The sequence below is a fragment of the Lishizhenia tianjinensis genome (assembly GCF_900116425.1).
Classification (GTDB): Bacteria; Bacteroidota; Bacteroidia; order Flavobacteriales_D; family Crocinitomicaceae; genus Lishizhenia; species Lishizhenia tianjinensis.
The window spans coordinates 219,533-240,288 of record NZ_FPAS01000006.1 but is presented as its reverse complement, the minus strand read 5'-3'; the positions used below and the strand labels follow the sequence as shown (position 1 = coordinate 240,288).

At 37.2% G+C, this 20,756-nt stretch carries 20 protein-coding genes; 11 read left to right on the top strand and 9 right to left on the bottom strand.

Features of this window, described 5'->3' with window-relative positions; translation table 11 throughout:
• Positions 1–2: 2 nt before the first annotated feature.
• Positions 3–1,991 (bottom strand): transglutaminase domain-containing protein, encoded by a 1,989-nt coding sequence (locus BM327_RS15050; RefSeq protein WP_090252886.1) that lies wholly within the window; start codon positions 1,989–1,991, stop codon positions 3–5.
• 289 nt (positions 1,992–2,280) lie between these two features.
• Here BM327_RS15050 and BM327_RS15045 point away from each other — a divergent pair, with 289 nt between their 5' ends.
• Positions 2,281–2,640, top strand: coding sequence for a single-stranded DNA-binding protein (locus BM327_RS15045; RefSeq protein ID WP_090252882.1), 360 nt, complete (start codon positions 2,281–2,283; stop codon positions 2,638–2,640).
• 5 nt (positions 2,641–2,645) lie between these two features.
• On the top strand, positions 2,646–2,972 hold the full coding sequence (locus BM327_RS15040; protein WP_090252877.1) for a single-stranded DNA-binding protein: 327 nt from the start codon (positions 2,646–2,648) through the stop codon (positions 2,970–2,972).
• 181 nt (positions 2,973–3,153) lie between these two features.
• Here BM327_RS15040 and gldA read toward each other — a convergent pair whose 3' ends face one another.
• On the bottom strand, positions 3,154–4,056 hold the full coding sequence (gldA, locus tag BM327_RS15035) for a gliding motility-associated ABC transporter ATP-binding subunit GldA (protein WP_090252873.1): 903 nt from the start codon (positions 4,054–4,056) through the stop codon (positions 3,154–3,156).
• A gap of 94 nt (positions 4,057–4,150) precedes the next feature.
• Between gldA and rsgA the strand changes: the two genes are divergently transcribed.
• The 4 genes from rsgA to BM327_RS15015 all read left to right on the top strand — a co-directional run bounded on the left by rsgA (position 4,151) and on the right by BM327_RS15015 (position 6,529).
• The gene (rsgA, locus tag BM327_RS15030; protein WP_090252869.1) at positions 4,151–5,092 is read left to right on the top strand and encodes a ribosome small subunit-dependent GTPase A; all 942 of its coding nucleotides are present in this window, start codon (positions 4,151–4,153) and stop codon (positions 5,090–5,092) included.
• Positions 5,089–5,538 carry a D-aminoacyl-tRNA deacylase gene (dtd, locus tag BM327_RS15025; RefSeq protein WP_090252865.1) on the top strand — a complete coding sequence of 150 codons (450 nt, stop codon included), beginning with the start codon at positions 5,089–5,091 and terminating at the stop codon, positions 5,536–5,538. Before rsgA ends, dtd begins: the two co-directional genes overlap by 4 nt.
• Positions 5,539–5,862 (top strand): nucleotide pyrophosphohydrolase, encoded by a 324-nt coding sequence (locus BM327_RS15020; protein WP_090252861.1) that lies wholly within the window; start codon positions 5,539–5,541, stop codon positions 5,860–5,862.
• A 61-nt stretch (positions 5,863–5,923) separates the two neighbouring features.
• Positions 5,924–6,529: a DUF4920 domain-containing protein gene (locus BM327_RS15015; RefSeq protein WP_090252856.1), complete on the top strand. Its 606-nt coding sequence runs from the start codon at positions 5,924–5,926 to the stop codon at positions 6,527–6,529.
• 138 nt (positions 6,530–6,667) lie between these two features.
• Here the strand turns inward: BM327_RS15015 and BM327_RS15010 are convergent, their stop codons facing one another.
• The gene (locus tag BM327_RS15010; protein ID WP_090252850.1) at positions 6,668–8,446 is read right to left on the bottom strand and encodes an acyl-CoA dehydrogenase family protein; all 1,779 of its coding nucleotides are present in this window, start codon (positions 8,444–8,446) and stop codon (positions 6,668–6,670) included.
• 186 nt (positions 8,447–8,632) lie between these two features.
• On the opposite strand from BM327_RS15010, the gene BM327_RS15005 reads away from it, so the two are divergent.
• The 4 genes from BM327_RS15005 to BM327_RS14990 all read left to right on the top strand — a co-directional run bounded on the left by BM327_RS15005 (position 8,633) and on the right by BM327_RS14990 (position 11,350).
• Positions 8,633–9,577: a bifunctional riboflavin kinase/FAD synthetase gene (locus BM327_RS15005; protein ID WP_090252846.1), complete on the top strand. Its 945-nt coding sequence runs from the start codon at positions 8,633–8,635 to the stop codon at positions 9,575–9,577.
• Entirely contained in the window at positions 9,534–10,124 is a 591-nt protein-coding gene (locus tag BM327_RS15000) for a leucine-rich repeat domain-containing protein (RefSeq protein ID WP_139230412.1), read from the top strand. The genes BM327_RS15005 and BM327_RS15000 overlap by 44 nt, the downstream gene beginning before the upstream one ends.
• Positions 10,125–10,200: 76 nt before the next feature.
• Entirely contained in the window at positions 10,201–10,836 is a 636-nt protein-coding gene (locus BM327_RS14995) for a CvpA family protein (protein WP_090252840.1), read from the top strand.
• Positions 10,826–11,350 (top strand): hypothetical protein, encoded by a 525-nt coding sequence (locus tag BM327_RS14990; protein WP_139230411.1) that lies wholly within the window; start codon positions 10,826–10,828, stop codon positions 11,348–11,350. Before BM327_RS14995 ends, BM327_RS14990 begins: the two co-directional genes overlap by 11 nt.
• A gap of 115 nt (positions 11,351–11,465) precedes the next feature.
• On the opposite strand, the gene BM327_RS14985 is transcribed toward BM327_RS14990, so the two are convergent.
• The 6 genes from BM327_RS14985 to BM327_RS14960 all read right to left on the bottom strand — a co-directional run bounded on the left by BM327_RS14985 (position 11,466) and on the right by BM327_RS14960 (position 18,073).
• Positions 11,466–11,798, bottom strand: a complete 333-nt coding sequence (locus BM327_RS14985) for a hypothetical protein (protein WP_139230410.1) — start codon at positions 11,796–11,798, stop codon at positions 11,466–11,468.
• Between the two features lie 100 nt (positions 11,799–11,898).
• On the bottom strand, positions 11,899–12,909 hold the full coding sequence (locus BM327_RS14980; RefSeq protein WP_090252828.1) for an NAD(P)/FAD-dependent oxidoreductase: 1,011 nt from the start codon (positions 12,907–12,909) through the stop codon (positions 11,899–11,901).
• Between the two features lie 123 nt (positions 12,910–13,032).
• Complete coding sequence (locus BM327_RS14975; protein ID WP_139230409.1) at positions 13,033–14,058, bottom strand: LIC11966 family surface protein; 1,026 nt, start codon at positions 14,056–14,058, stop codon at positions 13,033–13,035.
• Complete coding sequence (locus tag BM327_RS14970; RefSeq protein ID WP_090252819.1) at positions 14,055–16,073, bottom strand: carboxy terminal-processing peptidase; 2,019 nt, start codon at positions 16,071–16,073, stop codon at positions 14,055–14,057. The genes BM327_RS14975 and BM327_RS14970 overlap by 4 nt, the downstream gene beginning before the upstream one ends.
• A 59-nt stretch (positions 16,074–16,132) precedes the next feature.
• On the bottom strand, positions 16,133–17,575 hold the full coding sequence (locus BM327_RS14965) for an oligosaccharide flippase family protein (protein WP_090252815.1): 1,443 nt from the start codon (positions 17,573–17,575) through the stop codon (positions 16,133–16,135).
• Positions 17,576–17,605: 30 nt separating this feature from the next.
• Positions 17,606–18,073, bottom strand: a complete 468-nt coding sequence (locus BM327_RS14960; RefSeq protein ID WP_090252811.1) for an acyl-CoA carboxylase biotin carboxyl carrier protein subunit — start codon at positions 18,071–18,073, stop codon at positions 17,606–17,608.
• A 110-nt stretch (positions 18,074–18,183) separates the two neighbouring features.
• Between BM327_RS14960 and BM327_RS14955 the strand changes: the two genes are divergently transcribed.
• On the top strand, positions 18,184–20,748 hold the full coding sequence (locus BM327_RS14955) for a M1 family metallopeptidase (protein WP_090252806.1): 2,565 nt from the start codon (positions 18,184–18,186) through the stop codon (positions 20,746–20,748).
• Positions 20,749–20,756: the final 8 nt, after the last annotated feature.

The window sequence follows — 20,756 nt, the reverse complement described above, 5'->3', positions numbered from 1 at the left end:
GTTTATTTTTCAGTTTGGTACTTCTTTTCCCAAGTTTTTACTTTGGCTGTTATGTGCTTTATAAGATCCTCAGTTCTTTCGTGATCTTTTTCAGTAAGGTTTGAATTGAACTTAAACTTATCCTCTTTTAGATTTTCTTGTTCATCTGTCATTTGATGAATTTCTTTGGGTAGATAGCTGTAATTCTTAAGTGCTTTTACCACGTTGGTATTGAAATTTAAAGAGGAGTTGTTAAAACGAATAGCTCTTTGAATTTCTTCGTATAACAAAGCATTTAAGAAGATTTCATAACGGAAGGGGTAATCGATTTTACTTTGTGCTTTGAGCTCTCTAAATTCAAGTTTGGCTTTTTTTGTAATCATTTCCATGGACTTGATGTAGCCATAGATTTCTCTATCTATTAATTCCTCATCTATACTGTCGTTAATGAGGTCTAGTAAAAAGCCAGTTTCTGCTATTGCTATGCTATCTAGTTCATTGATGGTTGCACTTGTTGAATAGTTGTTGTAGGGGATTAAACTTTGGTTAACCAGTAAAACTTTATTGCTGTAGCTTAGACTATAGATATAGCGTTTAACACAGGTGTTTTTACGGTTATTGTTCAATTCATCCATGCGCGCGTCCATTTTAGATCTCAACTCTGATATCGAGTCCATCCAATGGGCCACTATGGTCGTATCAAAACTTGCTACAGGTTCATAATTAATTGCCTTAGGATAAGATTGCGCTATCTTGTTGATAAGCTCAGTGTATTTTTCATTGAGGTCTTCAATTTTAGTGCTGTTTTCCTTTATGTCATCGATAAAGCTTTCATGTTTTTCAAGAAGCTTTTCTGTGTTTTTAAAAAGATCTTTGTTGTTAGATTGAGCAATTTTATATTCCTCTTTGTCTATGGTTTTATTCTTTTTATAGTAAGCCTTTTCGAATTTTTTATAGGCCTTAAGATACTCGCTTACTGTATCCGTTTTTGCTAATAAATCAGGATATTTAGAAGGAGTAATTGAATATACAGATCCACGTGCTACGCGTTGCAAATCATTTCTGGTGATGAGGTTGAGGTAATTGAAATAATTCAGCATTTTAATGCCTGGGTTGTATATATTAAAGGGTTGACCTTCATCTCCAACTATGATTAATTGATCCAAAAAGTTCTCTCGGATAAAGGCGTTATTAGCAGATGATTTGTAGGCGAATTGCTCATTTTTTTGAGCGATAATTTTCTTGAGTGTAGTTTCACTTTGCGTAAACTCTAAGAGAGAAATGGGATGGTTGCGCAATTGCCAGATGGGGTAGGTGGGTAAATGAGAAAGCAAAAATGTATCCGGATGAACCATGAAATAATCTTTGGAAGGCGCATAAACAAAGCCCGTTTTATTGGTGTATTCCTCTTTTTCTTCCCAAGCCGCATATCTTTTTTCTTTGCGCTCTTCTCTTCTTGCTAATACTCTTGTTTCTCTTTGTTCTGATTTAAATTGATGCTGAAGGTAGCGTCTTTCTCTAAAGTCTTTTTTGGGAATTCGTCCTATGTAACCGGCATCCCAAGTTGGATCTGCAAGGTACCATTCCCCTTTAATTCTAAATGAAATCCAAGCATGTGATTCTTCAAATAAGGTGTCGCCAACTTGCCAATGAGAGTCTTTAATATAACCCGATACGGTTTCGCTTTTAATATCAATTTCTGCTAACATAGCGCGCATGAGTTCTACATAACCAGAACATATTGCTTTGCGCGACTTCAGAATTTTCGTAGGATCAACTCCCACCAACATTTTACCACTTTCCAATTTGTCATAATCGTAAGCGATGTTGTGAGTAATCCAGTTGTAGACAGCCTCTACTTTTTCTAGCTCCCCGGTTTTATCTGCCGTGAGATATTGCGTTAAAGCCGGAATAGAACGAGACGTTTTACGGGGTATGCTGTCCTTTTGACATGCCCAAGTTGAGCTTATAAATACGAGAATAAAAGTTAGAGTTAATTGAATCTTTGTCATACTAGGGCAAAAAAAGCGTGAAGTCCAAAAATAGAAATATTAAAGCAGAGGGGAGAAGGCGAGAGAAAGAAATTGAGCTGTTTTTTTTATTGGAATTTGAATTTATTCTTTTCATCGTATTTCCTGCTTATATCCGTATTTACTCGCTTACAAACGACTAATAATCGACTACAAATGCTTAATAACCGAAAGCAGACTAGAAAGCTATAAATCTTTGCAGTGTCGATGTGATTGAAGGATCAACGCTAGACAAAAACTTAACAGATTATTTAATTAAAACTTTTCAATCATGAACAATTTAAGAAACAACGTACAATTAATCGGACGATTAGGAATTGATCCAGAATTAAGAGAATTCAAAGCAGGAAGAAAAATGGCAAAGTTTACCCTTGCAATTAACGAGAGCTACCGCGATAAAAATGGTGAATGGGTAAAGAATACATCGTGGCATAAGATAGTTGCCTGGGGAAACTCCGCTTCTTCAATTGAAGGGAAGTTATCCAAAGGAGTAGAGATTATTCTTGACGGTAAATTGGTAAACAATGATTACGTCGATAAGAATGGTGAGAAACACTACACCACACAAATTGAGATGCAAAACTTTGTATTGATCAAAGAGAATAAAGAAAACCAAACTTCTAAAAACTAAAGAAAATGGAAATCCTAAACATCAACCACGTGAATCTGATTGGACAGATTTCGAATGAACCTCGATTTTCGGAAGAAAACGGAACGATTAAAGCAACTTTTAGTTTGCGAACGAATGAACCTTACTTAGACGAAGAAGGGAAGACGATGAGAATGAGTAATTGGCACAATATCGTTGCAACGGGAAGATTGGCAAGATTGATCCAAGAGCTTGGGTATAAGAGTAGACCTTTGGGCGTACAAGGAAGGATGGTTTCTCGCTTTTATAAGAACAAAAAAGGATTGCGACAGACCATTATTGCAGTTGAAGCAAGTGATCTTACTATTATCTAAATCTCATTTCTAATCAACCGAAAAAAAACCAGAAGGTGTTCTTCTGGTTTTTTTTTGACTTTTTTCCAACGCTATTAAAAATAACACCGTTTGGTTAGTCGTGAAGACAATTGGTGGAGACCAGTTGTAATCATGAGTTTATTTTTAGTATAGCGTTAACATGGAGATGTTAGCGCTTTTTTTATTTAGTGAGGGCCTTAAATACCTCTTCTAAACTTTTTTCTTCAACTTTCATAGTAAGAATGAGTAATTCATTCTTCTGTGCAAATGAAGCAATATTTTTTCTTAAATCGTTTTGTTTATTTCCGCTCAATAGGAAAGCTGAGTTACTAATTTTCTCCACTCTTGAAACATTTTCTATTGTTTTTAATTGGTTACGAGAAATATCCCCTTCAAATTCTACGTAGATAACTACTTCCTCCGTTTGGTTTTGTAATTCTGCAGCGGTATTGTTGGCTACGAGGTCTCCATTTTTAATAATGATGACTTTGTCACAAATTGCTTCTACTTCTTGCATAATGTGCGTAGAAAGCATAACCGTTTTTTCTTCTCCAATTTTCTTAATCAAGGCTCTGATTTCTACCAATTGGTTAGGATCAAGTCCTGAAGTAGGTTCATCTAAAATTAATACCTCTGGATCGTGAATAATGGCTTGAGCTAAACCAACACGTTGACGGTATCCTTTGGATAATGCTCCAATTCTTTTGTGTTGTTCTTTTTCTAAACCAACTTTTTGTATCATTTCGGCAACGCGCGCTTTTACGTTTTTAACCTTATAGATTTTTGCCACAAAACTCAAATATTCCTTTACGTACATGTCGAGGTACAAAGGGTTGTGTTCGGGCAAATATCCAATCTTCTTTCTGATTTCTATAGGGTGTTCATTTACGTCCATACCGCAAACTTCTACGTGACCTTCACTTGCAGGTATAAATCCAGTAATGATTTTCATTGTAGTTGATTTTCCTGCTCCGTTTGGACCTAAAAAACCAAGGATTTCACCTTTTTTAGCTTCGAAAGAAATATTGTTTACAGCGGTTTGCTGTCCGTAATATTTTGTAAGATGTTTTACCGTAATCGACATATTTTACGCGTTTGGACACGAAGATAAGGTTTCAAGGCAATCTAAACCATTCAACTTTACTATTTTTACAACACATTAACGTTAATTAGACAATTTGATAGGTAAAGTATTAAAATCTACCGGTAAGCTATACAGTGTATTGCATGAGAACACTTTGTATTCGTGTAGAATTAGAGGTAAGATTAGATTGCAAGGTTTAAAAACAACCAACCCTGTTGCCGTAGGCGATGAGGTAGACTTTGAGGTAACAGACCAAGATTTGAACCAAGGAGTGATTAAGGATGTGATGCCGCGTCATAATTACATTGTACGTAAATCCATTAATCTTTCTAAGCAAAAGCACATTTTGGCTTCGAATGTAGACAGGGCATATTTGCTAGTCACATTGGTAGCGCCTGAAACACATTTGGCTTTTATAGATAGGTTTTTAGTCTCTGCAGAATCTTTCAGAATCCCGGTTACTTTGTTGTTTAACAAAATGGACATGTACTTTGAAGAACATTTGCCTTTGGTAGATGCTATGATAGAGAAGTATGAAAAAATCGGCTATACCTGTCAAAAGATCTCTGCGTTAAAAGAAGAGAATGTTCAATTTTTGAGAGACGAGATTGCTGGTAAACAGGTCATGATAGCTGGACATTCTGGGGTAGGAAAGAGTACGTTAGTTAATGCATTGGATGATAATTTGGATATTAAAACCAATGAAATTAGTGCTACCCATTTACAAGGTCAGCATACCACTACTTTCGCTGAAATGCACCCCTTAAAGTCGGGAGGTTTTATCATAGATACACCTGGAATTAGAGCTTTTGGTATTGTTGAATTGGAGAAAGAGCATATTTCTCATTACTTCCCAGAAATGAGAGAACGTTTAAATCACTGTAAATTCAACAATTGTTTACATCAAAATGAACCACAATGCGCCGTTAAAGAAGCCGTTGAAAATGGTGAAATTGCGGAGTCGAGATACATTAATTATTTAAGTTTAATTACGGACGACGAAGACGATCATTTTAGAAAGAGCATATTTGGATGAGACTAGTAATACAAAGAGTTTCCTCTGCAAAAGTGGAGGTAGATGATAAGGTTATTGGTAAAATAGATAAAGGACTCTTAGTTTTGATAGGAGTAGAGGATGCGGATACTTCGGAAGACTTAGAATGGTGTGTGAAAAAATTGATTGGTATGCGCATTTTTTCGGATGAAGAAGGAAAGATGAACTTGTCAATAAAAGATGTGAAGGGTGGAGTTTTGGTTATATCTCAATTTACTTTACACGCATCTACTAAGAAAGGAAATAGACCGAGTTTTATTAAGGCTGGAAAACCAGATTTCGCAAAAAGCATGTACCAAGAATTTATTCGCTTACTGCAAGGTGAGATAACTCAAGTAGCGCAAGGCGAATTTGGAGCGAATATGCAGGTGAGTTTGTGTAATGATGGTCCGGTTACCATAACCATGGATTCTAAACATAAAGAGTAGATGGAGATTAAAAAATACCAAGAAGAAGTTGATGCTTGGATCAAAGACATAGGTGTAAGATACTTTGATGAGTTGACCAACACAGCCATTTTAATGGAAGAGGTTGGTGAAGTAGCTCGCATCATGGCGCGTAGATATGGTGAGCAAAGTGAAAAGGAGAGTGATAAAGGTAAAGACTTAGGGGATGAACTGGCCGATGTACTTTTCGTGTTAACATGCATTGCCAATCAAACGGGGGTGGATTTAACAGAAGCCATCGCTAAGAATATGGAAAAGAAAACAATACGCGACAAAGACAGGCATAAAAACAATAGTAAATTATAGGGTAGAGTTGTTAAATTTTAAGCACAGTTTCCTATATTTGTTAACCGATAGAAAAAAGATTATGAAAAAAGTACTTATGGCTTTCACAGCTGCTGCATTATTGGCATCATGTGGAAACAACGCAGAAGAAACTACTACTCCAGCAGAAGGAGTTGAAAACCACGAAGGACACGAGCACGAAGGTGAAGATCACACAGGTCATGACCACGCTGCAATGGACGAAAATAAAACTGAGTTTGGAGCAGTTGCTGTTAACAAAGAAGCAGCAATTACTACAGCAGAAATGTTGGCTCAATTCGAAGGACAAACAGAAATGGCTGCAACTTTCAAAGGAGAGTTGACAGGAGTTTGTACTAAAATGGGATGTTGGGTAAAAATTAAGCACCCAGCAGAAGGAGAAGATTTCATGGTACGTTTTGTAGATCACTTTACAATTCCTACAACTACTGAAATGGGAACTGTTGCTTACTTAACAGGTACAGCAAAGCAGGATACTACTTCTGTTGATGATCAAATTCACTTGTTAGAAGATGGTGGTATGTCTCACGACGAAGCTGCTGCTCAAGTAACTGGTCCTAAATACGGAATGACATTCTACGCAGACGGAATTGCTTTAGAAGCTGCAACTGCAGAAGAAGCTCCAGCTACGGAAACAGAAACGATGTAAGAGAATTTCTCAAAATATTAAAAGGCTGTCTCACTTGAGGCAGCCTTTTTTTGTTTGAATCATTAAATTCTTAAATCTTTAAATAAAAACAGCTGCCCCTTTAGGCAGCTGTTTTATGTTTCCCACTATCCGTTCAGATTAAAGAGGGTATGCATTTTTCTCTATTGCTGTTTGCGCAATCAATTGTCTTGCTTCCTTCGCATTGAAAGGATCTACTTTTGTGAATCGTTTCAGGCCTACCAACATCATTCTACCTTCATCTCCATCGGCGAAACTGTTAATGGCATCTTTACCAAATTTATTGATAGCATCAGCTGCGTCATAGAAGTATGTTTTTGCGATAGCAATTTCATTTGCAGAAGCTTCTTCGCCGTCTTTTGCGATTTTCTTCTGTACACGTAACATTACACTTTCTGCTTGGTAAACCGCTATGGCAATGTCCGCAATGTTCATCAATACTTCTTGTTCTTTAGACAAGGTTTGCATTAACTTTTGAACCGCCGAACCAGCAACCATCAGCAATACTTTTTTGAAGTTTTTCAAGTATCCTTCTTCTTTTCCTAAAGGACCTTCTGGTGTGTCTCCAAAATCAGGAATACTCATTAATTCTCCGGCAACCGCCTGAGCTGGGCCCATTAAATCTAATTCTCCTTTTAAAGCTTTTTTCAAAATCATATCTACCGTTAACATACGGTTGATTTCATTAGTTCCTTCAAATATTCTATTGATACGCGCATCTCTGTAGGCTCTTTCTACCGGAGATTCTGCAGAATATCCCATACCACCATAAATTTGAACAGCTTCGTCCGTCACATAATCTAAACATTCAGAACCCGCAACTTTCAACATAGCACATTCTGCGGCAAATTGTTCTATTCCTTTTAAGGTAGCCTTGCCTTTATCCATACCTCCAGCTACTAAATCCGCAATGGCATCATCAATGTTTTGTCCGGCTCTATACATAGCACTTTCTAAAACATAAGTTTTGATGATTTGCTCTGCTATTTTATGGCGAATAGCTCCATATTTCGAAATTGGCCTACCAAATTGCTCTCTTTCATTGGCATATTTAATAGAGTCTGTAGAAGATTGCTTAGATCCCCCTAAAACTCCTGCTGCCAGTTTAATTCTACCGATGTTCAAAATGTTCAAGGCGATTTTAAATCCATTTTCTCTTTCAGAAAGTAAATTCTCAACCGGTACTTTTACATCATTAAAGAATACTTGACGGGTAGAGGATCCCTTAATCCCCATTTTTTTCTCCTCTGGGTTTAAAGAAATTCCTTCAGAGTTACCTTCAACCAAGAAAGCTGTTAGTTTTTTATCGTCGTCTATTTTTGCGAAAACCGTAAAGAAGTCGGCAAAACCTCCATTGGTAATCCACATTTTTTGTCCGTTTAAGATGTAGTGTTTTCCATCTTCAGACAAAACGGCTTTTGTTTTTCCTGAATTCGCATCAGATCCTGAACTTGGCTCTGTTAAACAGTAAGCGGCTTTCCATTCTCCTGACGCCAATTTTGGAATGTATTTTTGTTTTTGTTCTTCGTTACCGTAGTATAATAAAGGAAGCGTTCCAATTCCTGTGTGTGCTCCAAAGGCTACAGAGAAAGAGTGACCTTTTCCTAAATATTCTGTTGCCAGCAAAGAAGTTTTGAAATCTACTCCCATTCCAGATAAATCTGTTGGCACTGACATCCCCAATAAACCAAGCTCTCCGGCCTTGTTCAAGATGTCAACCATAAGACCCTCTTCCATTTTATCTATCCTGTCTAAATTAGGAGTAACGTGTTGAGCAATGAAATCATCACATAAACTGGCGATCATTTGTTGCTCTTCTGTCCATTCTTCGGGGGTGAAAATATCCTCTGGTTTGGTCTCGCGGATAATGAATTCTCCGCCTTTAATAGTGTTTGACATTGGGTGTAATTTATTTAAAGTTCTAAAAATTAGTTTTAATACTCGTTCTGAGTCAGCTAAATATAATAAAGAATTATATACTATGCAAGCATATAATAATAAGCTAATGCATTATTAATAAAAATACACAATTATCATCATACTGGGCAACGAAAAACTGTATATTTGAAGCAAATTAAAGCGAGCGTGAGGATAATTAAAGGATTCGATAATTTTGAGCAAATTCCTAACCCTGTTATAACCATAGGTACATTTGACGGTGTGCACATTGGGCATCAGAAAATTATTCAGCAATTGAATGAGGAGGCTGAGAAAATAGGAGGAGAATCTGTGCTCTTTACTTTCTATCCCCACCCACGCATGGTTTTGTTTCCTGATTCACATGGCATAAAGCTCATTCAAACCCAAATCGAAAAACTCAACAAGTTAAAAGAGGTAGGTTTAAAGAATGTGGTGGTGTTTCCATTTACCAAAGAATTTTCTCGTTTAACCGCTACAGAATTTGTACGCGACTACTTGGTGGCTAAACTTCAGGCGAAAATGATGGTGATAGGATATGATCATCAGTTTGGGAAGAATAGAGAAGGTACCCTAGAACTTTTGAAAGAACTGGCACCTATCTATGATTTTGATGTGAAAGAAATTGCGGCCCAAGACATAGAAGAGGTGAATGTGAGCAGCACAAAAATTCGTCGTGCTTTGTTAGATGGAGATATCTACACAGCCAATAAATACTTAGGTGCTCCGTTTACTTTATCAGGAAAGGTAATTCGAGGAAATGAGATAGGAAGATCTATTCAGTTTCCAACAGCTAACCTTGATGTGGATGGTAGCATGAAGCTAATCCCAGCACAAGGTGTTTACGCCGTTAAGGTGACCTTAGAAAGTGGTAGTGATTTTTATGGTTTGTTGAACATAGGAACGCGACCAACGGTGGATAACGCGGATCATCTTTCAGTAGAGGTTCATATCTTGGATTTTAAAGGTGATTTATACGGTCAAGAATTAACCTTGACTTTCCTAAAACGCATTCGTAACGAAGAGAAATTTTCATCGTTAGATGCATTGAAAGCACAAATAGAAAAAGATGAGGTTTTGGTTAGGCATACTATTCTTGAGCATAATTGGTAGTCTCCAAGCTCAATTCGATCTTGTAAAAGAAAACTACGCTTTTCTTACTTGGGAAGTAGCCCAAAATGCACACCCCGATACGGTTTATGCCATTGATTTTTCTAAATCTAAATTAGATAGTCTTCCTACCGAATTACAAAAGTTTAAGCATTTAAAGGCTTTAGATTTAAGTAAGAATAAACTTACCGTTTTACCTAGTTATATTAAGGAATTCCATAAGCTTGAATTCTTGGATTTATACAAAAATGAATTCACCACTTGTCCGCCTATACTCAATCTTATACCTTCTTTAAAGTATTTGAGTTTAGCAAAGAACAGTTTGAATTATTTGAACCCAGGTATTTGTTCTTTGCCACATTTAATGGTTTTGGATCTTTATGACTGCATGCTCACTACCTTACCAGAAGAATTTGCAAAATTGAACGGACAACTGACTTATGTAGATTTGCGTGGACAAACCTTTAACGAAGTTTTTGTGGAGAAATGGACAGCCCTTTTAAAGGATGTTGAAGTGAAATTTGATCCTCCATGTAATTGCAAGAATTAGGTAATCCCTAATGTGCTGTTAGCAACTCCCGTTTCGGAGGGTAAATCTAAAGCATATCCCTTTTACTTTTATAGTCATGAATACCATAGATATACTTCTCCTTGTGCCTTTGGCTTACGCAGCCTGGAAAGGTTTTAAGAAAGGATTAATCGTTGAATTATTTACCCTCTTGGCTCTTTTAGTAGGAATATATGCAGGTATTCACTTTTCAGATTTTACCGCGGAGAAGATCAATGGGAGTATAGAAATGGAAGACAAGTACCTTCCTGTGGTGGCTTTTACCTTGACTTTTTTAGTCGTAGGTGCTCTGATTTATTTTGCAGGAAGAATGCTCGAGAAAATGGTGGAGTTGGTGAATCTTTCTTCGGTAAACAAGTTGTTAGGAGTATTGCTTTCTCTCATTAAAATGGTATATACCTTGAGCATACTTATCATCTTGGTAGAGACCTATGATGAACGTGGCAACTTCATACCTACAGAACAAAAGGAAGCATCGAAAATGTATGAACCTATGAAACAGGTGGCTTTGGTTACCATTCCTGCCGTTGAAGACAGTAGAATTTGGCTAAAGAACAATGTGGAAGAGAAAAAATCCGTTTTAGAAGAGTTCAATGAAACGGTAAATGATGCGTTGGATTTAAAAGAAAAGGCAGATTCATTGGGGGTAAGTATAGAGGAGTTGAAGGATAAATTGAAGAAGGATGAAGAGTAGTCTGTTAATAGCGTTTTTGTGTTGTGCTTTTAGTTTGACTTTTGCTCAGGATAGGAAATTGTTTGAGCAAAAAAAGAAGCCCTTGCTTTCTGTTAGAAAAACCGGACCCTACATAGGTTTACAACAAGGAAGATACAGACAGCTGGAGTTTGGAGCAGAAATGCAATTCAAACAGGTGAAATTAATACACCCTAAAACACATGCGGTAAACATGGGTTTTGATTATAATTTCAAAGAGAATGTATTGGGTTATTCTGCCGGTTATTGGTTTAAAAAAGGAAGGTTGAATTTGACTTATGGTGGAAGCATAGCCTTGCGCAGTAATTTTGAAGAGACACGTTTTGGAATTGGTCCGGCAATTGGCTATAAATTTTTACCCTTACACCTACAAACGGGGTACATGTTTTTAACTCCTTCGGAAAGTTTTACCAATACGAATCATCTCTATATTTCTTTGCGTTTTGTTTTGATTAACGACAGAGATTACAATTGGAGGAAGCGTAATAAGAAGTAGTCCTGCCCGCGGTTGAAGCGAATTTCAATTCAAAATTCAAAGTTTAAAATTCAAAATTGTTTGTGTGCTTTAAATATTTATGGATTAGTTGGCCATCCTTTATCCAGTAGATAATTTATACCCCTTCTTTCATAGCCTCATCGCATTTCGCATTAAATTCTTCTTCCCAATTGGGACCTAATAAACGCTTTAACCTTTTGCGTATTTCTTTGTTGTGTTGTTGGATTTCTTCCATTTGTCCGGGCATGGGTGTACAACCCGCCACAAACTTAAAATTGAAGCCCATACTGTTGGCTATGCTGTCTTTAATATGGTATTGATGAACGACAGGCAAACCAAAATTGTATAAAGTTAAACTGTCGTCATAAGGTTCGTTGGTTTGTCCATAACTTGTCTTTCCGTAAAAGAACAGGAGTAAGGCTACAATAATTTGAATGATCGTTTTCATATGCGGTGTTTTCTTACGGTACACCTGAGGGAAGATTAGGTTCAAAAAAAAGTCGACCCAAAATGAGTCGACTTTAATTTTATTAACAAGTATACAAGTTTTAGAATCCTTGAACTCCGTTTACAGTAGTATACTTTAATACATTCTTTTTGTCTGGGTGAATACGTGCAAACGCCGATTGTAAAGCAATTGTACCTTCGTGGAAACCACACAAGATTAATTTCAATTTACCTTCGTAAGTGTTCACATCACCGATGGCATAAATACCTTCAATGTTTGTAGAGTAATCTCTTGTATCTACTTTGATGGCATTCTTTTCTATCTCTAATCCCCAATCTGCGATAGGACCCAAAGATGGTTTCAATCCGAATAAAGGAATGAAGTGATCTGTATCCATTACAATCTCACCTTGTTTTTGGTGTTTGATGGTAACATTTTCAACTTTACCTTCTCCAGCAACACCTACAACCTCAGCTTCTGTAATCAATTTGATTTTTCCAGCTTCGGCCAAATCCATTACTTTTTGTACTGAATCTAAGTGACCTCTGAAAGAACTTCTACGGTGAACCAAAGCAACTTCAGAAGCAATGTTTTTCTCTGCTAAGAAAATAGACCAGTCTAATGCTGAATCTCCACCTCCTGCGATCACACAACGTTTACCTCTGTAGAATTCTGGATCTTTGATGATGTATTCAACTCCTTTATCTTCGTAATCTGCCAAGTTTTCTACTGGCGGTTTACGTGGTTCGAATACACCTAAACCTCCTGCTATCATAACGATAGGAGCGTGGTGTTGTGTACCTTTAGAAGTAGTTACAATAAAAGAACCGTCTTCTTGCTTTTCAATTTTCTCAGCAGCCTCACCTAAAGTAAATCCAGGTTTAAAAGGTCTAGCTTGTTCCATTAAATTGTCTACTAAATCTCCTGCCAATACCGATGGAAATCCAGGGATATCGTAAATCGGTTTTTTTGGGTAAATCTCAGAACACTGTCCACCCGCTTGTGGCAATGAATCGATTAAGTGACATTTCAATTTTAAAAGTCCAGCTTCGAAGATGGCGAAAAGTCCTACAGGACCAGCTCCAATAATTATTATATCTGTTTCTATCATTGTACTAAAGTCTATTTCAGTCCCCAAAATTAATCATCTTTTTAAGAATTATTATCAAAAAGGGGAAAGGGCAATTAAAATGACCAATTCTAGGTAAACCTACGTCGAATTGGTCCATTTAGATTAAGCGTGATTTGAAAAGAATTTGTCTACGCTTTTGTTCCAATTTTTTAAAGTATCTCCTCTTTCGTCGTTAGAGCTTTCGTTTACTTTATTGAACTCACCTACAGCTTCGTTGTATTTTTTACCCGCGTTGTTGTATTTATCAACTACTTTCTGCGTTCTATCTTTTTTCTTCGTTGCTTCAAAGGTTTCTTTGGCTTTGTCAAAGTTATCTTTAGCCAAGTAAAAGTTCAACATTGCTGGGAAAGTGTTTTCGGCTTCATCCAAGTAAAACTCCATCGCTTCTTTACATGCAGCAATTAAGGTTTTATCGCCATCAAAAGCTTCTAGTGCAGCTAATTTTTCCAAACCTGCTTCGGCATCTGCTTTCAAGGTGTTGATGTTTTGCTCCATGGCCATAACGTCTTGTCTGTTCTGTGCGTCAATAACGTAAGCTTCTTGCTTGTAAACTTTAAAGAAAATCAAGTAGATTTCGTTGTAGTATCTCAAAGCTTTTCCTGCTTTTTTAATTTTCTCTGATGTTTTGTCGCTTTCAGCTTCCACTAAAGTGATGTCATTTGCATCAGCAAAAGTTCTTTGTGCTGCATCTAATTCATCACCTGCCGCTTGTAGTTTGTCGTTCGCTTTTTCTTTGGCCAACAAGTAAGCTTCCATTAAGTCGTAAGACTGCTCGGCGATGTCTTCCATGTCTAAGATTTTACCGAAGTCTTCTTCCAAAACAGTTATACTCATTCCTAAATATTCTTCCGCCTCAGTGCGTAAATTGTCATCTCCTTTGTAATCAGAAATTTTTGCAACTTCACGTTTAGCATTTTTCAGTCCCATGATTAATTCCATTCGCTTTCCTTCTACTTTTCGGGCTCCTTTACCTTTGGTAACGGCCTTCATGTAATTCCACGTTTCTTTTTTGAGTTCGGCGATAGGTTCCAATACACTGTTCATGTACTCTACGGATGATTGACTGTAGCTGGTAAAAGCTAGGAACATTGCGCAAGATAGGGCGCAAAGCATTTTTAGATGTTTCATTTGTTTTGTGTTTGATTTATAAGATCTATTAAGATTTGATAGGCCTCATTGAGGTAAATATCATCTTTAATTCCTTCTAAAGAGTTGGCAATAATTTCGTCAGCTTTAGCGGTGTAGAGGTTGTCTTTGAAATAGTTGGGTCGATCAGCCTTAAACGCCATTTTGGAGGTATCACTCTCCAACCTATTATTGCTGTAGTAGTACTCCACAAAATCCTCATACTTACAAGAGATTTGCGAACCTGTAAATTGTTTTATCAGTTTTTGATTGAAGTTTTGTACCTCAAGAAAATTACTGTCTTGCTCAATTCGATTTTTGCTTAACTCCTGTATTTTATCCAGTATAATGGGTGATAGCGGGTAATAATACGTCTTTTTAGAAATGGTATCAAATTGCAAAGCGTTGACGTTGTTTTTTTCACTTATAGGAAGTCCTTGATAGGGTAGTGGGAACGTGATATCGGGCTGTACACCTTTGTTCTGGTGGGTTTGTCCGTCTATTCTATAAAATGCCCCCGTTGTTACTTTCACAAAATGATTGGCCAAATATTCTCCACTTCTTTCCAGAGGAAGAACGTGCTGCATGGTAGATTTTCCATAACTAGGAGATCCCACAACTACACCTCTGTTTTGATCTTGCATGGCACTGGCAAATAACTCAGAAGCCGAAGCACTGAATTGATTGATCATAACCACCAAAGGCTTTTCAAAAACATACCCCCTGCTCGGATCTTTTAAGGTATATCTTTCTTCTCCTCTTTCATCGATGACAGTGATACCACCATAATTGATAAAACTTCCCACCAAACGAATAGCTTCTAACAAAGAACCTCCACCATTGTCTCTAAGGTCTAACACCAAACCTTCAATTCCTTCGCGTTTTAATTGAAGTAATTCCTTGGCCAAATCATTGGCACAACCGTTGGGTAGAAAGTAGAAATCATCATTAGTGTAGAAAGAAGGGAGATAGATGTAGCCTACTTTTTGTTCCCCATCAAGTATGTAAGAAGAAATGATATTGTCACTGACTTGAATTTCTGATTTTTCAAGTTCAACTTCTACAATTTCACCATTGCTTTTCTTAAAGGTGAAGCTAGTTTTCGCCGAGGGAGCGTAGCCTTGTAATAAATCAATCAAGGACTCAAGAGATGAACATTCAAAGTTTTCTGTGCTTGTACCAAGGTGTTTAGTCTTAATTAAGATATCACCTTCGTGGAGTTGGTTGCTTTTCCATGCCGAACTACCTGGAGCTATACTTGCTATAACGATTTCTTGGGCTCTGTTCTTGTTAAATTCTATTCCATACGAGAGTTTTTCATCGCTCAATTGTTCTTCAAAATTCATTAAACTACTCCCCGAGAAATAATTAGAATGTGGGTCGAAACTCATGGCATAGGCATTCATTAAACTTTCGCCCATGTGTTCAATTTCATTTTCGTAAGTTTTTAACTTACAGTTTTCGGTGACAAGAACCGTCTTTATATAAGCTTGAAATTTGTCTTGCGTTAAAGGTTGAACACTGTCTTTTTCATCAAAGTTTTGCAAGTGTTTGGCGTAGGCTTTGAGTCGTATTTTCTTTTTCCATAACTTTTGATGTTCTTCCAAAGTTAAGCGAGAAGGAGTAAAACTGTAGGTGTAGATTTCAGTGTTTTTTAGCTGGAATTCTTCTTGTTCAAAATTTTTAAAGTAATGATCTAAACGTTGCAGTGAGGCTTTATAGATTTCTTTTACATCCTCCATTTGTTTGCACATTTCACGCGGCGTATTCGAGAGGGAAGTGGTGATTTTTTGTTCGTCTTCCAGGGTTAATATTTGACCATTAGGATCAATCTCATCCAGAAAATAGTGTATCATGTTTTGGTGGAAAACCGAATCTTGTGTAGGGACTTGATAGTGATATTTCTTCAAGGTTTCTTCCAGCCCCTCAAAAGTGGAACAGAAGGAATCCGTTAAAGTATCTTGCCCCCAAGTTACACAAGAAGATATACCAAGTAGTAGGCAGTATAGGAATTTCATGCCGTTAAAAATATAAAAAATGGCAGAGAAAACTAAAAATCTGTGATGAAGCTTGTTTCTTATTTATTCACTTTTTCTTTCAGTAAGCCCAAAGCTGCTTTTAGGTCTATAATGCGTAGGGAGAAGAGTAATAAACCTGCTAGTAATAAGTTAATGACTATGCTCCAGAAGTAATGAAACTGTGCCTGAACATAGAGGTTGATTAGGATTAAAATTCCCGTAAAAACAAATAGTTTGATTGTCAACTTATTTTGTAATTGGAAACCAATGATCTGTTGTGCAATAACAATTTGTGCTACACAAGTAAGTCCTTGGGTTAAAAGGGTAGCAATTGCCGCACCCTGGGCTTCTAAACTTGGAATTAGAATGAAGTTTAAACTTAGGTTCAAAGCAAAGCCTCCAATCGCCATCATGTTCAGAGCTTTTAAACTACCGTTGGCTGTGAGCAAAGTGCCAAAAATGTAAGTAGTTGAAATAGGAATGAAGTTGAGAATTATCATTTTAAAACAAGCACTTGTTGAGGGGGTGGTTTGGGTGTAAATTAAACCAAGGAGTTGATCGGCATAAAAGAAACAAATGGTTGCACAAATGATTGATATGGGAAGCATAATGGAACTTGCCGTTGTAAGTAAGGCATTCAAATTTTCCTTCTTTTTGAGCATGCGAGCAAACATCGGAAGCAATATTCCTGCTATGAGCAGAGGGAAAATACTCGCCGCATCTAAAATTCTAAAACCTGCCGCATAAATTCCCGTTTGTTCTTTCCCGTTTGGCAATAAACGTTCTAGCATTACTGCATCCGTTCGGGTGTAGAGCATCATCAGTAAAATCAACAATGCATAGGGAAAACTACTCTTTAGCAGGGCATAACTGATATGTTTTTTAAGTTTGATTTTACTTTTTCCTAAGCGCAGGGTTAAGATGAAGCCTGTTAGTGCTGCAACACAGTAAGAGATGCTTTGGGCATAGATGAAATTATCTATACTCACAGCCAAATCAAAAAGTTGTGCGTACAATACACCTGAACATAAGAAAATCAAGATTAATCGGTCTAGAACAGAGAGTATAGCATCTGTTTTAAAGCGGTGTAAACCTGCAAAATTACTCCTGAAATAAAGGGTGAAGGCTGCTAGAATTTGGTTGAAACACAAAAACAATAGCAGGTGCATCGTTTCCATATTATGCCCCATTAACAGGGCTGCCACAAGGGTAATGACCAGGTACAAAAAAGAGAGCACGAGGCGTAAACCTACTAAGCTCCCTAAATATTTTATAAGTGTCTTGGGGTGTTGAGCAATGTTTTTACTGTTGTAATTGGTAATCCCAAAATCCAAAACGATGTTGAACAAAAAAGATAAGTTCAACAAAGAGAAATACAAACCATACTCCTCAAAACCTACCTGATTCTGGATTTGAGCATCTATACCAAAAATGTAAAAAGGTTTTATTAGAACGTTCAATAAAACGATCAAGAAGATATTAGAAATAAAACCTTTGCTCATACAGCAAATCTAACGTAAAGTACCCGTGTTTTATTCGAACTCTATAATAACTTGACCTTTATCTACAACATCTCCGTTGTTTACTGCCAAGCCTTTTACTGTTCCAACACCGTCTGCTTTAATTACATTTTCCATTTTCATGGCTTCCAAAGTCAACAAAGGAGAACCCACTTCAACTTCTTGTCCAACTTCAACAGCAAAAGAAATAACACGACCCGGCATTGGAGATTCCAACTGGTGCATTTTCTTCACCTTTTTCTGGTCTAATCCCATTTTCTTAATCAAATCATCCAAAGCACCTTTGCGCTTTACCTCGAAAGTACGTTGGTTAATTTTGATGGTAAGGGTATTTTCTTCCAGGTTCGCGGCCAAAATTTCACCGTGGTATTTTTGTCCTAAGAAAAAGATGTAGAAGAAAGTATCGTCTACCCATTCAACAGTGGCATTATCTACCGCTGTAATTTCAGAATTATTGATGATGTATTTTGCTTCAGTCATGATTCTAGTATATACTGCAATTATACAAACTTAAAATTCCTTTCGGACTATCCTTACTGGAAATACTTTAAAAATTCTGCATATTTACGTCAAAATTGATATTCATAGCTATGCGTATTTCTCAACTATTTTCAAGTTTACTTATCGCGGGTTCATTTGCGAACTTTACATTTTCTCAAGCCTTAGAGGGGATAAAACAACCCGTTTATCATGCCTCAGAAACCCAACATGTAAACCTTATTCATACAGAATTAGAGGTGGCTTTCGATTGGGAAAATAGTGCTTTGAAAGGAAAAGAAAAATTGGTTTTCACACCTCATTACCGCCCTATATCAGAGTTGGTTTTAGATGCAAAATCTATGGCGTTTGAAACGATAAGTATGAAAGGTGAAACATTGCACTATACCTATGATGGGTTGGTCTTGAAAATCACTTTGCCGGGTTCATTCACTAGGAAAGATACTTTGGCCATAAACATTGTGTATACTGCTTTTCCAGAAGAGTTGGAAGCTGAAGGTAGTGCTGCCATTACTGAAGCGAAAGGACTCTATTTTATCAATCCTAAAAAAGAACAGGGAGGAAGAATGCCCCAGCTTTGGACGCAAGGCGAAACAGAAGCGAGTTCAGCTTGGTTTCCGACTGTGGATACACCCAACCAAAAACACGCGCAAGACATCTATATTACTGTAGAACCGAATAGCATGGCCCTTTCGAATGGAGCCTTGATTGATATTCAGAAATCTGAGGATGCTTGGGTTTACCACTGGAAACAAGAGTTGGAGCATGCACCTTATTTAAGCATGATGGCAGTGGGGAATTTTGTAGAAATCAAAGACAGTGTGCGCTTGGCGAGCGGAAGAATACTTCCATTAAGTTATTATGTAGAACCCGAGTGGCAAGGGGAAGCAAAACAGATTTTTGGAAATACGGGAGAGATGATTCAGCATTTTTCCAAATTATTGGGTGTAGAATTTCCTTGGGATAAATACAGTCAGATTATTGTAAGGAATTTTGTTTCGGGGGCCATGGAAAATACTTCGGCAGTAGTTTTTGGTGATTTTGTATACAGAACGGAAGCAGAAGCTTTGGACAAAAACAGTGATGACATCATAGCGCACGAATTGTTTCACCATTGGTTCGGAGATTTGTTGACCTGTGAGAGCTGGTCTAACCTGCCTTTGAATGAGTCCTTTGCTAATTACTCACAGTACTTGTGGGATGAATTTAAATATGGAAAGGAAGAAGCAGCCTACAATGCCCAACAAGAAGCTTTTGGTTTTTATAATTCAGCCGCATTTGCTGGTCACCATAACATGATTTGGTTTGATTACGAAAATAAAGAAGACATGTTCGATGGTCACTCTTACAACAAAGGGGGACGTATTTTACACATGTTGCGCACTTATTTAGGTGATGATTTGTTCTTTGATGCCATCAAGTATTACCTGGAAGAAAATAGTTACCAAAGCGTTGAAATTCATAATCTGCGTTTGGCTTTTGAAAAGGTAAGTGGAGAAGACTTGAACTGGTTTTTTAACCAATGGTTTTTGGATGATTACGTTCCGAATTTGATTGTAAATCATGAAGTGAAAGACAGCGTGTTAAAAGTGAAAATTCACCAAAACCAAAACTTGATGAAGGCTCCTTTGTACCAATTGCCTTTGAAATTTATGGTGTATACCTCAAAAGGTAACTATACCTATAACATCAGAATAGAGGATGAATACGAAGTTTTTGAATTTCCATTGGATGGAAGTTTGGAGAACTTTATTTTAGATGGTGATAACAGCTTGTTGGCAGAGGTAAGTACGGATAAACCAGATGCCTTTTTTGTGAATCAATACCACCAGCGAGAGAATTATTTAGACAGGTATGAGGTCTTACAAGCCGTAAAGGAAAGTTCTTCTGAGGCGTTGAAAAATATTGTCCTTGAAGCTTTAAATGATCCTTTTTGGGCAGTGCGTTATGAAGCGTTGACCATGGTGGGTAAACTCAACAAAGATCAACGTAAAAAAGCACTAAATATCATCGCCGAATTAGCACTTAAGGATGCTAAACCTCAAGTTCGACAAAGAGCCTTGCACCTATTGAGGTATAAGGAAAAGAAATCGAAATTACAGGCTTTGTGTGTGCAACTGTTAAAAGAGGATGCTTCTTGGTTGGTGAAAGGTGAAGCCTTGAGTGTTTTAGGTGGATTACAACCCAAATTGGCTTTAGAATGGGCCGCTAAATTTGAAAAGGAACAAGCCAATTCTATCTTGATTGCCTTATCGGATTTATATGCTGAAATAGGAGAGAAGGAGCAGTTGAATTTCTTTACATCACATCTAAATACCAACACTATGAATGATGGAACCTACAGTGCTATGCTAGGTGCCTTCACCTTGTATTTGAAAGATGAAGATATTTCTGTTTTGGCAGAAAATTGGAAGATCTATCAACAAGTCGCAGAACGTGGTTTAGGAGATGCGGAAAAATTTGTTCCACTTTACTTAAGATCATTAGTCGGACTCATGGAATTTAGAGCACAAGAACTTCAAAACGAAATAGACACTTTACGCAAAAACAATGATGTAGCCATCGCCGCTCAAAAACAAAAAGTATTAGACGCTGCACTTTCAGAAATTGAAGCAGCCAAAGCTTATTTATCAAGTTCTGAAGAAAGAAAACATTAAGTAACGAT